This window comes from Rhizobium sp. RAF56, from assembly GCF_052113965.1.
Lineage (GTDB): Bacteria > Pseudomonadota > Alphaproteobacteria > Rhizobiales > Rhizobiaceae > Rhizobium.
The window spans coordinates 1-15,088 of the sequence record NZ_JBFRDU010000037.1; the positions used below are offsets into that span (position 1 = coordinate 1).

10 protein-coding genes and 1 pseudogene are annotated in these 15,088 nt (G+C 56.7%); 6 read left to right on the plus strand and 5 right to left on the minus strand.

Features of this window, described 5'->3' with window-relative positions:
- On the plus strand, positions 1-246 hold a 246-nt coding region (locus tag AB4048_RS23545; RefSeq protein ID WP_442204419.1), incomplete at its 5' end, for a transposase.
- Between the two features lie 96 nt (positions 247-342).
- Here the strand turns inward: AB4048_RS23545 and AB4048_RS23550 are convergent.
- A pseudogene (locus AB4048_RS23550) lies at positions 343-818 on the minus strand (integrase core domain-containing protein); the annotation flags it as partial.
- A 541-nt stretch (positions 819-1,359) separates the two neighbouring features.
- Positions 1,360-2,742, minus strand: a complete 1,383-nt coding sequence (locus tag AB4048_RS23555) for a glycosyltransferase family 4 protein (protein ID WP_442204420.1) — start codon at positions 2,740-2,742, stop codon at positions 1,360-1,362.
- A gap of 692 nt (positions 2,743-3,434) precedes the next feature.
- On the opposite strand from AB4048_RS23555, the gene AB4048_RS23560 reads away from it, so the two are divergent.
- The 3 genes from AB4048_RS23560 (at position 3,435) to AB4048_RS23570 (ending at position 8,276) form a co-directional block, all read left to right on the plus strand.
- A complete protein-coding gene (locus AB4048_RS23560) occupies positions 3,435-4,430 on the plus strand; it encodes a glycosyltransferase family 2 protein (RefSeq protein WP_442204453.1) in 996 nt (331 codons plus the stop codon).
- Positions 4,431-5,359: 929 nt separating this feature from the next.
- Positions 5,360-6,673: a polysaccharide biosynthesis/export family protein gene (locus tag AB4048_RS23565; RefSeq protein ID WP_442204421.1), complete on the plus strand. Its 1,314-nt coding sequence runs from the start codon at positions 5,360-5,362 to the stop codon at positions 6,671-6,673.
- A 91-nt stretch (positions 6,674-6,764) separates the two neighbouring features.
- On the plus strand, positions 6,765-8,276 hold the full coding sequence (locus tag AB4048_RS23570) for an O-antigen translocase (RefSeq protein ID WP_442204422.1): 1,512 nt from the start codon (positions 6,765-6,767) through the stop codon (positions 8,274-8,276).
- A gap of 253 nt (positions 8,277-8,529) precedes the next feature.
- On the opposite strand, the gene AB4048_RS23575 is transcribed toward AB4048_RS23570, so the two are convergent.
- Positions 8,530-9,348, minus strand: coding sequence for a WecB/TagA/CpsF family glycosyltransferase (locus AB4048_RS23575; RefSeq protein WP_442204423.1), 819 nt, complete (start codon positions 9,346-9,348; stop codon positions 8,530-8,532).
- A 366-nt stretch (positions 9,349-9,714) separates the two neighbouring features.
- Here AB4048_RS23575 and AB4048_RS23580 point away from each other — a divergent pair, with 366 nt between their 5' ends.
- Positions 9,715-10,902, plus strand: coding sequence for a glycosyltransferase family 2 protein (locus AB4048_RS23580; RefSeq protein ID WP_442204424.1), 1,188 nt, complete (start codon positions 9,715-9,717; stop codon positions 10,900-10,902).
- Positions 10,903-10,941: 39 nt separating this feature from the next.
- Positions 10,942-11,457 carry a hypothetical protein gene (locus AB4048_RS23585; protein ID WP_442204425.1) on the plus strand — a complete coding sequence of 172 codons (516 nt, stop codon included), beginning with the start codon at positions 10,942-10,944 and terminating at the stop codon, positions 11,455-11,457.
- An 88-nt stretch (positions 11,458-11,545) separates the two neighbouring features.
- Here AB4048_RS23585 and AB4048_RS23590 read toward each other — a convergent pair whose 3' ends face one another.
- Both AB4048_RS23590 and AB4048_RS23595 read right to left on the minus strand, forming a co-directional pair.
- Positions 11,546-12,937 (minus strand): HlyD family type I secretion periplasmic adaptor subunit, encoded by a 1,392-nt coding sequence (locus AB4048_RS23590; RefSeq protein ID WP_442204454.1) that lies wholly within the window; start codon positions 12,935-12,937, stop codon positions 11,546-11,548.
- Positions 12,934-15,084, minus strand: coding sequence for a peptidase domain-containing ABC transporter (locus AB4048_RS23595; RefSeq protein ID WP_442204426.1), 2,151 nt, complete (start codon positions 15,082-15,084; stop codon positions 12,934-12,936). Before AB4048_RS23595 ends, AB4048_RS23590 begins: the two co-directional genes overlap by 4 nt.
- Between the last annotated feature and the right edge of the window lie 4 nt (positions 15,085-15,088).

Genomic DNA, 15,088 nt, shown 5'->3' on the forward strand with positions numbered 1-15,088 from the left:
TGGCACATGTCCAACAAGCTCGTCGTGCCTGAAAACATCACCATCCTGCCACTCCCGCCGAAATCGCCGGAGCTGAACCCGGTCGAAAACCTCTGGCACTTCATGCGCGAAAACTGGCTCTCAAACCGTGTATTCAAATCCTACGACGACATCGTCGATCACTGCTGCGATGCCTGGCGAAAGATCGAAAGCCAGCCTTGGCGCATCATGTCCATCGGACGCAGAGAATGGGCGAATGAGTTTTGACCAGTGAGAAGCCGTAATTAACGCCTCTGGCATGCCATCCACGATCTGTTTGCTAGTCAAACGTCTCGCCGTCTTTCCCTGCCACCGCGAATTTCCTCCAGAGTTGACTAGAGCCTCGTCGGTTTTCGAGACGCCAGATGGTGCGGCTTGAGCAACCGAAACGCGAAGCCTTCATTTTGCGCAGCGTTGGAGCCGGTTGTGGCGATGGCCCCGGCATAGCCTGCCGGGGTCTGGTATCCGAGCGATGAGTGCGGCCGGAAATGGTTATAATCGTCTGCCCATTCCCACGATGACGCTTCGGGCATGGTCGAGACCGAAGAACAGACTTTCGTGAAACAGCTCGTCGCGCATCCTGTCGTCGAAGGATTCGACATATCCGCTCTGCATGGGCCTTCCCGGCGCGATGTAGTACCACTCGACCTTGTGATCCTTCGACCAGGCAAGGATGGCATCCGCGGTTAGTTCGGGTCCGTCGTCGGAGACAATCATTCCGGGTTTGCCTCGCCGTTCGACCAGAGTCGTCAGCTGCGTGCGACACGGCGGCCAGAGATCGAGGTGTCAGGGATCGCTGCTGTCCGGGTCGGGCACATTGTTTGCAGGATCTGATGGCGGAGCCGAACACTGGGCGACCATTGCACTGCTCATCGAGATGCGACCGTCCAAAACAGCCAGATCGATGTTCTGCAACCGTGGGCCTGTGCCGTACAACACGAAATCGTGGCCATGGCCTGAAAACAGCGGTTACAAAAGAGGCGAATAGGCTTTTGTTCTTACGAAATTCGGTGGCACCGAACCACCTTGGCCGCGGCGGCGGCGGCAGTCGTCCCGACAACCATCGCCGCGAATTCCATGCATCCTCGGGCGGGCAAATCCTGCGCTCCCCGTGCGCCATCGTGAACCCGACACGCTCCACACAACGATCCTGGCTTCGTCGGGTCAGGTCATTGACGATGCCGATCCCCTCCGGCCTTCACAGATCAAGCTGAGCAACCAACGTTGGGTCAGAACACCGGCTACGTTCCGAAAGACCCTCGACGAACTTCAGATGCATGACGGCTTCACGCGCGGCGGCGACCTTGCGATTTATTTGGGATGTGCCTTTTCGGGGCGCGCCTACGCCCCGATACTTGCAATCTCGTACACGGTCTGGGCATGCGCGCGAAGGCACGCATCATCGCTAAAGCGTTCGAGCGAATCTTCTCGGATTTCCTCTCGGAGGGCCAGTTCCACCTCACTAGTGGCGAACGCCGAAAGCGCTGCGGTGAGTTGCGCGCGATTCACTTGGCGGGCAAAACGCGCGTTGTAACAAGTTCGCCAATCGACGCGAAGCGGGTCGCCGAGGGGGTTGTCAACAAGCATCCCCTTTGAAACAGCTCCGCTGAGTTGCTCGCGAGCACCTCCCACGTCCGAGAGGAGGACAGGCACCCCCGCGCCGAGTGCCTCCATCGATGCCAGCGACCAACCCTCGAAGAAGGAATCCAGCACAAACACATCGGCGGCGGCGAGCAGCACGTCGACCCGGTGCGCGTTATCGCGAATGTGAAGCCGGCCCCCGACCGCCGACCTGTTGCGTAGGTTCACAACCTGCCTGGCGTAGTCCTGCTCGTCCGGACGACCACAAATAAGCATATGCGCGGAAGGATGCCGTGGCGCCACCTCAAGAAATGCCTCCGCTAGTCCGTAAGTGTTCTTCTGAACAACATGACGCGCCAGCGACAAGAAGAGGAACTCGCCGTCGAGCCCTAGCGCAGCGCGCGCAGCGCGGCGGTCGAGATGACTCGCCCGCGCCCGGTTTATTCCGTTTGGGATCGTCACCACTTTCTCCGGCGGTGTCTTCAAATCGCGGGCGAGGTACTGACGGCGAACCAATTCGCTAACGGCGACAATTCTGTCGAGGAGTGCCCTACGGGCAGCAAGTTGGGCCTCGGTGCGCCCGAACACATTATGCATTCCGTGCATGGCCTCGAGAGTCGGGATGTTAAGATCGCGGGCTGCCGTGAGAGGCCATTCCGCAGCGCCATGCGAATAAACTACGTCTGGCGACCAATTGGCAATGGCAGCAGGCCCGTTGGCGGCGGTACCCGAGAAGACGGCGACACCCTCTTCGCGGAGGGTCGACGCTAGGCTCCCATCACGCCAGGCGATTGCGTCGGAGGCAAGCAGGACCGCGGTCTTGATTCGCTGTTCCGGTAGACGCCGGGCGAGGAAAGCAACGAACTCGTCTGTTCCACTTGCGTCGAGTGACTCTGTGACGAGTAGGCAACGCAGGTCGGTGCCTGCCGTCAGGGGGCGTGAAAGCACGTCGATAGGGATGCTTGGAGGCCAGGAAAGTAATCCGGTAGGCACTCGCTCGATGAGCGGGCGATCCCAGGCGTCGAGTTTAGGCTGGGCAGCTTCACGGGTTACCTGCTTGAACGGGCGCAACAGAGCCTTCAACGGCTCAGGCGCGCGGCTCATTAGCCGACCGAGGGCGAGATTCATACGCCGTTCAGCCATGACTTCTCCTCCGGCAGCAGACAGCTGCGGCGAAAGAGAAAAATGAGAGCACCGAGCACTGCGGCCTGCCGTTTTTATTCGCCATCCCGTCTTGCTCCCCGCATTCTTGTTCTGTGCCCGAAAATACTATGCATTTCAGAGCATATCATTGGAAATGCCGTTGTGATTGGGAATATGGCAAAAATGTTCGGTGCGGATACTTCAGTAGGAGTAGCAGTTCCACATCATAGATAGTATGCCGGCTCGGGAGACCGCAAGGTGGGCATATTCGCTTCGCAAGGCGTGCCGATCACGCGGTCAATACACCGTTTGGACGACTTTCCCGGTTCGCTTGCTGATATACACTGTCGATACCATCGGATGGCGCCTGAACGGTTTCCGTGAACGCGGCTAACGAGATTTTTCGGTGGCGCGCCCGGCGCTAGGCTAAGCGGAGGGGTTGGGACGAAAAGTAATTATCGCCTGATGCATTTTTACGCTCGCTAGAATCGTTTGAGAGCATTCGATCTTGGAGCGCCACTTCCGGAAGACGGCGTCGGTCCCAATCGCTGTTGTGCAGCGACCCTATCCGTACCTCGGTTACGGTTGTGATGGGTCGTCGCTTTGACGTCGACGGCGGGCGACCGAAAATGGCGGCCTTACCGAAGGCATTAGGTCTAAATTGCCCGAAAAATGAGAGGTCCAGCTTGACTATGAAAATTGATGTAGCAATCCCGTGTTATCGGTACGGAAACTTTCTACGAGAATGTGTCGAAAGCGTATTGTCGCAGCAAGACGTGGAAGCACAAATTTTGATTCTGGACGACGCATCTCCCGACAACACGGCGGAGGTTGGAGAGGAATTAGAAAGACTAAACCGCAACGTAGAGTTTAGGCGTCACGCAGCGAACAAGGGACATATCGCGACCTATAACGAAGGTATCGAGTGGGCTTCCGGTGATCTGTTCCTGCTCCTGTCCGCGGACGACTATCTATTGCCGGGCGCTTTGGCAAAGGCTGCAAGACTTATGGAGGCCACGCCAAGCATGAGCTTTGTATTTGGCGATGCGCTCGAGCTATTTGACGACGGCTCACGTACTTTATGCAGACCCTTCGGAAAAATGTTATCCGCGGAAACCACGATTCTTTCTTGCCTTGACTTCCTAAAATCGATGCGGGGCAGAAACATCGTACCTACGCCCACCGCCATCGTAAGAACAAGCGCCCAAAAGCGCGTCGGCGGATATTGCCAGGATCTGCCGCACGCGGGCGACATGGCCATGTGGCTCCGTTTGGCAGCCGAAGGTGAAGTCGGCTTTCTGAACTCGCCGCAGGCGGTCTACCGGATACATTCTCAAAACATGTCGCGTACCTATTCATCCTCTCGGTTGCCCGATGTTTTGCAGAGGCGTGCTGCTATCGAGCATTTCTTCAACCACGCAGATGGCTTGGACCAAAATCTCTTACACAAAATCCTGCTGGACGCGCTTGGACGAGATGCAATGCGCCAAGCGAGCGCAGCGTTCAACGATGGGGAATTCAGTATCTCCTCTGAACTTTCCCGTGTCGCAAGGGACTGCTACCCGGGCGTTCGCTACACTGCCCCCTGGATTAGGCACCAAATTAACAGGGCAATCGGACGGCGCGCGTGGCATGCCCTGCGGTCAACATATAGAAGGGTCGGACAACTCCAAGCGGATCGCGTCTAATCGGGCGCATATCTGGTAGGGCTTACGGCATTCGGTGAAATGGATAGATCTCTTCCGGTGGCGGTTCTCACGGCTTCGCCCCGATCGGGATGGTTTTCTCCAGATCCCGCCTGCCTATCGCGGAATTTAGCGGCTGCATCCGTCCTATTGGCGATCACTTTACTTTAAAGCCCGCGCGGAACGAAGCTGAGGATTTGCAACTGTTTCGCCGCAAGTTTCGCCATACCACCGTCAAGGAACTAGCGGACCCATTTCCTGATTGCGAGCAACGTGCGCTAGAGATCAAACTTGGCGGGAAATACTCGCCAGCGGAGAGCGTCAGCCTTACTGCGATAGCCAAACGTCGCGTTCTTCGACCGTCCCGTCGAAAGCACGACCGTCAGCCGCCAGGTACACCACTCCAATGAAGACGATCGGTTCTGGTGTTTGAGATAACCAGAATAACGCGCCCTGAGGGCATCATCCTTTAACTACCGGTATCGCCCGACCTCTGTACATGAAGTTACCGGCTGTGGAATTCACTTTGGCGCCAGGACATATTCCCAGCGATCCATTTATCCGACGCGCCCATTGCGCGACAAAGCAAAAAAAGGCCGAATCAGGCGCGAAACATTGTCAGGGCTCCCATCTTGCTCCGATGACGTAAGGTGGCCCCCTCCCTTCGGTCAGCGCGGAAGTAAATGTTATAGCTGGTGGCCGGGCGCCGCCGACGCCGTAAACGTGAGATATCTGATAAATTCGTCATCAGTATTGATGCGCCTCCTCAATATTGATGAGCACGAATGTCTATCGCTCACCTTTTCATTTTGTGAAGTATACGCACACTAGAGCTGCCGATCGACGCCCCTGAGTGGGCAGTCGATTGCTCGTTGACTAGGCAAATAGCGGTCGACGTTTAAAAAGGAACGACTAGCTAGTTGGAGAAGTGCATGAAGGTACCCCCCCTGCCTCATTGCGGCTTTATTCGAAAGACCGTCCTTGCTGTGACGATGATGGCATTGGGGCCGACCTTGACGCTAGCTTCGGCAGAAGAGCCGAAACTGGCGCCTCAGACGAAAGTTCGCGTCACGATCGTGCAATGGGTGCCCGCAAAAAGCGAGTATGTGCAGTGGAGCGCACTGAGCGGCGAATTCGTGGTCTCGGATGGGGGGGCCATTTCGCTCCCTGTCATAGGGACTGTGCCCGTTGGCGACCTCAGCGGCGCCGAGCTCGCTGCAGAAATCGCCACGCGCCTGAAAACAACAATCGGACTAACCGAAACACCTGCGGCGACAGTCGAGGTTCTCGAGTATCCGCCAATATACGTGGTTGGGGATGTTTCAAAACCGGGAGAATACAAATTTCATACTGGCTTGACTGTTCTGCAAGCGCTCGCGATGAGCGGCGGGGAGCTCCGCTCCTCAACTCAGATCGACCATGCTCGGTTCGTAGACTTGGTCGGAGAGCTGAAGGGGATTGAAAACTCGATACTGCGAAGCGGCGCAAGAATAGCTCGACTTCAAGCGGAACTATCGGGTGAAAAAGATATTCACTTCGAGCAGCCTAACGGTCCGGATGGCGGTCTCGCTACCGCGATCTATAGCCAAGAGCGCATTATCTTTAATGCGCGAGCAAACGCACTGGATCGACAGTCGAAATCATTGTCAGAGCTACGCGATCTAATTAACGCCGAAATCGACAATATAGCGGAAAAAACAAAAGGCATCGATTCGAGCATCAAATCCACTGAAGACCAACTCGAGGTCGCGAAATCGTTGGTCGAGAGAGGCGCGGCCACAAACTCCCGTCAAATTGATCTTGAACGCATGCTTACGGGCTACCGTTCCGATCGCCTGGATATGATCACTGCATCAATGCGCGCGCACCAAAGCATTGCCGAGACGGCACGCAATCTGGCGGGATTGTATGATGCCCGTCACACCGAGGTTGCCTCCGACCTGCAGTCGGAACAGGCATCGCTTGAACAACTAAAATCGAAGCGCGACACGTTGCAAAAGCAACTGCTGGACGCGCTACAGTCTGGCGATGGTTCACTGGTTGATAGCAAGGACGCGATTGCTCTTTCCTTCTCCATAATACGGCGTGTCACCGGAAAGATCGAAAATCTTATGGCATCCGAAGCAACCGGTCTTGTGCCAGGCGACGTTGTCAAAGTTGCACGATCGCTTCCAGCGCCTGAGCGATCGCCCGTGCAGTCGAGCGCGCCCGGCCCGGCAGCGCTTTCTGTCCAGGCCGAAAAATGAGCGCTATCATGCCCCCAAAGCGAGCTCCACTCCGGACTCTGCCAGTGCATTTTGGCAACGACACCTCAGCGACGAATATAGAGGCAATATCATGGCGTTAGGTTCTGGTCGGCAGTCCTACACCCAGATACTCAAAGCAACGGCGTTGATGGGCGGCTCGTCAATGGTAAACATCGCTTTCTCTATAGTGAGAACGAAGGCGATGGCTGTCCTCTTAGGTCCGACTGGCGTTGGCTTGATGGGCCTCTACAATTCCGTCGCAGATTTCACACAAGTTTTGGCTGGGTTCGGACTCCAGGCAAGTGGGGTACGACAGATTGCCGAAGCGGTAGGCACTGGCGACTCCGACCGGATCGCCCAAACAGCGGCCGCCGTCCGTCAGACGTCCCTCGCCCTCGGCGTGATCGGTGCTCTTTTACTCGCGATATTTGCGCTTCCTATCGCAGAATTCAGCTTGGGTGATCCCGGCCATGCAATTGGCGTCGCATTGTTGTCGCTAGCTATTTTTTTCCGCTTGGCGGGGGATGGCCAGATCGCGCTCGTTCAGGGCCTGAGGATGATTTCGACGCTGGCACGTATCAACGTGCTTGCCGGGTTGTTCAGCACCCTGATTAGCCTTCCGATGGTCTATTTCTTCGGCACAGATGGGATTGTGCCCTCTCTGATCGCCGTTGCTTTATTCTATTTTCTCACCGCCTGGTGGTACGGCAGGCAGGTAAACACGACCGCGAAGGCTGGTTCTGCATGGCTGCTTGGTCAAGAAGCGGTGGCTTTGCTCAAGCTCGGTTTCGTTTTCATGGTTACCGGGCTGCTGACTGCTGGTACCGCCTACGCCATCCGTATCATCGTCTTGAGGGCGGATGGAGTGGCTGCAGCAGGACTTTACCAGGCCGCCTGGTCTATGGGGGGCCTTTACGCCGCCTTCATTCTGCAAGCCATGGGTACTGATTTCTACCCGCGACTGACCGCTGTCGCAGGCAATCATTCCGAGTGCAACCAGCTGGTCAACGAACAAGCTCATATCAGCATGCTGTTGGCGGGAACCGGGCTGCTCGCTACTCTGACCCTTGCACCCCTGGCGATAGGGTTGCTCTATTCCGCGGAGTTTTACGCCGCCGTTGCTCCTTTGCGTTGGATATGTCTAGGCATGATGCTCCGCATCATCGCTTGGCCGATGGGTTTCATTGTTCTCGCAAAAGGGGCGCGGGCTATCTTATTCTGGACCGAGACCGCCGCGGCGCTGGTACACGTTGGTTTGGCTTGGATTCTCGTCGCAAAGTTCGGGCTCTCCGGAGCAGGAGCCGCATTCTTTGGCCTCTATGTTTGGCATACGGTAGTGATCTATTTCATCGTTCGAAGGCTGACAGGATTTCGCCTATCACTGGCCAATCGCAAGTTGGGTTTGATCTTTCTTACCTCGTCGGGATTGGTATTTTGCTCCGTTCAGCTACTTCCAGTTTGGCAAGCTACGGCGCTAGGCACGGTTGCCACGGTGCTGAGCGGGATCTACTCGTTGCGTATGCTACTCGACGTATTGCCTCCCGGCTCGCTTTCGGGGTTGACGCGCGTTTTAGGATTGAAGCGGATCTCGACACCATCCTAGTGACGGGACACCAACCATGGATTGCACACACAAATCGCGACGAAGCGCCTGAAGATCTTGGCTCCTTCAGGTGTTTTGCCTTGAGCGCTCCCCGATTTTGAGCGAGCGGGACCAGAATTTTCTCGGGTTTGAGCCGCACCGGGTTTCTGGACCAGAAGAGGGTGGAGTTTTCCGGCCTTTTTCGAGGGGGTGGGCTTGGGTTACGCTTACTCGGATTTCAGCAGCCAAATCGGCGACCTGTTGCCGATCTCCGCTAAGACTGCCGTGTGGATGTATCCCAACCACGCCCTTGGTGTTGTCGCCCTGCCAGCTCTCCGAGAAACAAGCGTGCGAGCGGGATGATCGCAAAGGCGTAGCGTTTCCATAGTCTCTTCGGATCGCTCGCCACTCTATGCAACCATTCGAAGCCTATGCGGCGCATCCAGATTGGGGCCCGCTTTTTCGCGCCCGTGATGAACTCCAAGGAGGCGCCTATGCAGAAGCCAACCCCTTTGGCACTCGGATGGGCAGAAATCGCGTGGGCAATTTTTTCCGATTGCGGTGCACCGATCGCGATGAAAATAAAACGTGCGGGCTCCGAGATTGCAAAGTCAACGCAGGCCTGAAGAGCAATGGGATTGGATAGCACGTTGTAGGGTGGCACAAATGCACGGAATTGGACTCCTGGATAGGCCCGTGAAAGCTCGTCGACAACGCGGTCGTTGGCTGCGATCAAGGTAATGGGGTCGCCGCTTTGGATGATCGAGCTGAAGAGGGTCGCGGTCAGATCCGAGCCCGTCACCAACGGCAAATTCAAGGAAATCAACTTCGCCAGTTTGCTGATCGGCTGGCTGTCGCAGAGCGATAACCAGGCATGCTCGTAGTATGGAGTGAGGGCGTTGTCTCTTTTCAGCCTGACCACGTGGTCGACGTTCGGGGTCACAACATAGCGAAACGGCGTGCCTTGTCCGCAGGCTTTGAGCATGTCGAGAACGTCGCTTCGAGCGATGCAATCAAAAGGGGCGCCAAGAAAGTATGTACGTCGTCCGACGTGAGGTACCTCGCTAGATGACAATACATCCAGAACTGTCATTGACGCCTCCATCCATCCTGGATCGTGTGAAACGTAGTCCGTTACTACACGGGAGGCGCCAGATTAGCATTTCGGCAATTTGGCTCTTACGCGCCAAATAGAAGGGTATTTCTGGGTATACTACGCCTTTCTTGCGTATGTGAAATGTTCTATGCAAATCAACCGTGCCAACTTGCGCAAATATGGCGACTTATCAACGTTACTTACAGTCGAATTTGTACTCATATCGATCTATATTTCTTCGGTAATAGTTTGATATAACGAAATACGCCTAAAGGGGTATCGCGTATATATTGAGATAAACGTTCAATTTATCTAGTTTTATTCTTCCAGATGTCGACCGCTTCGGCGGCAGAGGACCATCTTATGCCGATCGCTTCTTTGGATTTCCTCGGGCTTGTCGCGGCCGGTGCCCTTTCGATTCCGACTGCTGTCTATGGCATTGAATGTTTGGTGGGCAGCCTGCCCTTGCAAAGCCGGAGTTTCCCCAAGATCGAGAGAAGCAGGCGTCCCACCGTGGCGGTTCTTGTTCCTGCGCATAATGAGGAAAGCGGTATCGAGGCGACGCTCGCTAGCATTCGTCGCCAATTGCTCGATAGAGACCGTCTCGTTGTTATCGCGGACAATTGTTCTGACCGCACGGCGGAGCTGGCAAGAACCGCGCGAGCAGAAGTGATCGAGAGGTTCGATAGCGAGCGCCGCGGCAAGGGCTTCGCACTTGACGCTGGTATTCGCTATCTGCACACGGCGCCACCCGACATAGTTTTTCTCATAGACGCTGATTGCTCTCTCGGAGCCGACGCGCTTGAGCGGCTTATTGAGGTCGTCGTGGCCACCGGCAAACCGGCGCAGTCATGCAACCTGATGACGGCACCCGAAGGTGCCGCATTCACGCATGCCGTCGCTGAGTTCGCCAATGTGGTGAAGAACAGTGTTCGGCCTTTGGGGCTCGCACGCCTCGGCCTGCCATGTCAGGCTACAACCGGTCTCGCGATACCGTGGCCTCTGTTGAGCCAGGTGAGCGTCGCTAGTTCCAACCGCGTTGAGGATCTGAAGCTCGGATTGGATCTCGCTCAGTTGGGATACGCCACGCGGTTCTGTGAACACGCACATATAGACAGTCAATTCCCCTCGTCCAAAGAAGGGACCGACTCACAGCGTCGGCGCTGGGAAGGAGGGCATCTCGACATGATCCGAAAGGAAGCGCTTTCGTTGTTCCGCCCTCAAAAACCAGCTCGCTTGGTGCTGACTTTGGACCTCATGGTCCCACCATTGACGCTGCTGGCTATCCTTCTTATCGCAATCCTGATTTTCAATAGTATACTCGTTGCGGCTGGCGCTTCCGTTTGGCCGCTCGTTATAGCGATAGCAAATATACTGTTCGTCATCGTTGCGACTGCCGTCGCCTGGTTTGCGCAGGGACGGAAAGCGCTCCCTGTAGGGATTCTCCACCAAATCCCTCACTACGTTTTGTGGAAGCTTAGTCTTTATCCGAGAGCACTTTTCGGCAGTGACGGCTGGACCAGAACGGACAGGGGGAAGCCCCAGGGGTAGCGGACGTCACGTTTGGAAGCCTCGATGTGGAGACCCGCATTGCTGGGATTTTTCCTGAAGAAGCTGTCGATCGCAATCGGCCTCCTGACCAGTGATGCATCGACAGTCGTCGATATCGATGGCTGGAAAGACTACGTCTGGCGGGTCCGCGCAGCCGACCAGTGCATCCAGGTGGACAAGGGCGGTTTCTGCCAAATTGCGGACGATAGATGGGACTGGAAGAGAGATCAGCGCTACACGTTCTCTTTTCTGACGGACAATAAGTCCAATGCACTCATCGCGCATTTGCGGCTCAATAATCGTGATCCTTCCGACGACGACAATGTATGCGTGGTCGCGATCTTCACCGACAAGAATGACAACCAGATTGCCATTTTCTTTCAGGATTGGCTGTCTCGGCATGGGCGATCCATGGAAAGAGACCTTCCCTTGCACCCAAGCCTGCCAGTCGGCTCAATCACAAAAGTGGCTGTAGGGTCGAAACAGTGTGATCGCGACTCCTCATCGGATGCAGCCATTTTCGAAGAAATGCGACTGAAGCTCAATCAACTCTGAAAACGACAGTCAATCCCGATGGTATTGGGAGCCAGCCATCAGGCGGCTCTGCTCTCATTGCGTTTCATCAGAACGTCTGCGGGGCTGATCATGGTTCCTTGATCGCGCTGTCGAGACCGCGCAGAAGCGGGTACAGGAAGTAGGAAATGACCTTGCGCTGGCCGACTTTGATTTCTGCCTCAACAGTCATGCCGGGCAATAGATGCACCTGCTCAAGGCCGTGCAGCTTCGTGTCGGCGAGTGCTACACGGGCATGGAAGACCGGCGGGGCCGACGTATTCGTCCCATCCTTGCCGGCCGCCGGGTAGGCATCGCTGCTGATGGTCTTGATCGACCCTGTGCCTGTTCCGAACTTCTGGAACGGAAAGGCATCGAACTTGATGCGAACAGGCGCATTGGTTTTCGCGCGGCCAATATCTCCAGCACTGATGGAGACCTCGGCCTCCAGCGGGACACTGAGCGGTACGAGCGTGACGATCGGCTCGGCTTCGCGGACGACTGAACCTATCGATCGCTGGGCAAGATCCAGCACCACAGCGTCCGCCGGCGCGGTGAGCGTCACCATATCGCGGCGCAATTCCATCTTTTTCAGCTCTTCGGCTGCTGTGTTGCGCTCATTGCGCAGATTGACCAACTGCTCCATCGTCGCGCGACGGAAATCCTCGATGAAGGCCTGGCGTTCGGCTTTCAGCTTATCGAGGGTGTGTTGCGCCTCACTAACGTTGCCGTGCAGCTGCGCAATACTGCCATCGACATTCAGCCGGTCATTGCGTGACGAAAGCAGGCTGACGAGCGAGCCGGACTGTCTGTCATAGAGCGTCTTTCTGGTGGCTTCGATCGCGGATAACGTCTCGAGGCGCGTCTGCAGAATGCCTTCCTGATTGTGGTTGGCGACGATTGCCGCGGCCTGACCCGCGATTTGCTGGTCGTAATTCTCTATCTGGGCGACGTAGAATGCGCGGCGTTGACCAAACAGCTGCATCTGCAACAGTTCGTCTGAGGACGCACCGGCGATCGTCGTGTAGTCCACGCCACTGAGTTCGGCATCGATGCGTTTCACTTGCGCATCAAGAGCGCCAAATTTCGATCGTTGCTGGGCGACGTCAGACTGCGTGAACGTTGCATCAAGCGTTGCCAGTGGCTGCCCGGCATGGACGATATCGCCGGTTTTCACCGCGAGTGAACGGATGATCGAGGTTTCCAATGGCTGAACGACAATCGTCGGCGCGCTTGTCACCAGCTTTCCCTGTGCCACCACGACCTCATCGATCGATGATACGGACGCCCATATGACAGCTGACGAGATCAGCGCGGTCACCCCGTAGAGGGTGACCCGAGCGACCCTCGATGGCACGCGTTCTTCCAATTCCACCGCATCCGGTTGGAACTCGGAGATGATTTCGGCGGGGCTCAGGTCGATCCCGCGCGGCCCGACTGGAACCGGTAGCTGCGTATTCGTGCGTTCTTGATCGTTGCTCATGCCGCCTGCCTCGTCTGCTGGTTCCACAAATGGCGATAGACCATGCAACGCGACATCAACTGATCATGCCGGCCAATGTCGTTTATTCTGCCGCGTTCGACGACAAGAATTGCATCCGCGTCTGCGAGCGTTGAGAGTCGATGAGAAACGATGATGACGGTGCGCCCCTCGGCAATGCGGCGTAGATTGTCACGAATGATAGCCTCGCTATCCGGGTCCAGTGCGCTCGTCGCCTCGTCGAAGATTAGCAACCGCGGGTTCGTGACCAGCGCGCGGGCGATGGCAAGACGCTGCTTTTGTCCGCCCGACAGATTTTCAGCGTTCTCTTCCAGCATGCTATCGAGGCCGCGCGGCAGCCGCTCGATGAATTCGTCGGCACCGGCAATCTGGGCAGCCCGAGCGATCTCATCCAATGTCGCATCCGGCTTTGCCGCAGCGATATTGTCACGCACAGTGCCGCGAAACAGGAAATTGTCCTGAAGGACGACGCCGATGCTCCGGCGTAAGTGGACAAGGTCGATTTCACGACTATCGATTCCATCGATGCGTACGAGGCCCTGCTGAACGGGATAAAGGCCCTGGATAAGCCGTGTGATCGTCGTCTTGCCCGACCCGCTCTTGCCTACGATGCCGAAGATGGAGCCAGGCGAGACGTTGAAGGAAATACCGTCGAGGGCGGGAGCAGCATCGGGGGAGTATCGGAAGGAGACGTTTTCGAACTCGATTCCACCTTTCAGGCTAGGGCGCAACCCATGACCGCGACCGAACTGCTCGGGGCGCTGGTTCATGACCTCGCCAAGCATGCGCACGGAAAGGGCGACCTCCTGGTACTCGTGCACCATAGTCACGATCTGTACGAGGGGTCCCGAGACACGTCCGGCCAGCATGTTAAAGGCGACGAGTGCACCGATGGTCATGCTGCCGTTGAAAACATCAAGCGCGCCGAGGCCGATAATAGCGACGCTGAGCAATTTTTCGAGCAGCCCGGTCAGCGACTGAGCGACCGTTGAGATCTTCTCGACCCGGAAGCGCATGGAAATGGATGCGGCAGACGAATCGTCCCAAACTTTGCGCTGGCGCGGCTCGAGTGCGAGCGACTTGACCGTGCGCATGCCATGGACTGTTTCGACCAGCAGCGCCTGGCGCTCACTCTCGGCCTTATAGAGGGCCTGAAGCCGCCGGCGAAAGGGGCCGACCAGCAGCATCACGACAATTCCAACCAGACAGGCAAAGCCCAGCACCACGAGCGTCAACTTCACGCTGTAAAGCAGGAGCACTGGAACGAACACGAAAAGCGAGAGCGCATCGAGCCCTGTGAGGAACAGCCTGCCGGTGAGGAATTCGCGAATGCGCCCAGACTGCTGCATGTGTTTGACGAGCACGCCCGCGGATGCCTGTTCGAACAGTGAAATTGGCAGGCTGAGCAGGTGCGCGAACGTTCGCGTCGCAACCCTGATATCTATTCGGTTGGTGGCGTAGAGGAGCAGGTAACGCCGTATGAAGGTGAAAGCGGCGTCGAATAACAGGGCAATCGCTATGCCCACCGTCAGTACGGTAAGCGTTGCATAGCTTTCGTGCACCAGCACCTTGTCGATGATGAGCTGGAAGAAGATGGGTGTGGCAAGGCCGAGGCCGTACAGCACGAAGGCGGCAATCGCCACATCGCGGAAGAAGCTCCGCTGGCGAACGATCTCCGGGATGAACCAACGGAAACCGAATGGCTGATCAGCGTCGGAAAGCGAGTAGCTGCGCTTGACGAAGATGACCTTGCCGCCCCATTGACGGTGAAACTGCTCAAGCGAAAGCAGCAGCGGTTCGGGCCGGTCGGCAAGCGGGTCGAGAACCTTGATTAATTGCTCCCCCTCGCCCTCATTGCCCGACGCACCGGCGATAATGACCCAATTGCCATTCTCGAGCTCGGCAATCAGAGGATAGGCGTCGCGCAAGTTCAACAGCGTGTTGCGGTCGAGCTTGGCACGTCGGGCGCGCAGGCCCGCATCCTTCGCCATGCGCAGCAATAGCCGGTGGGTGGGCGGTTGCTCACTCACCGCATAGTCATGTTGCAGCCGCTCTGGCGACAGATCAACGCCGCAATGGCGCGCAACTGCCGCCAGGCATTGGAGGCTGGTATGTGGCTGCTTCGTCATGTTA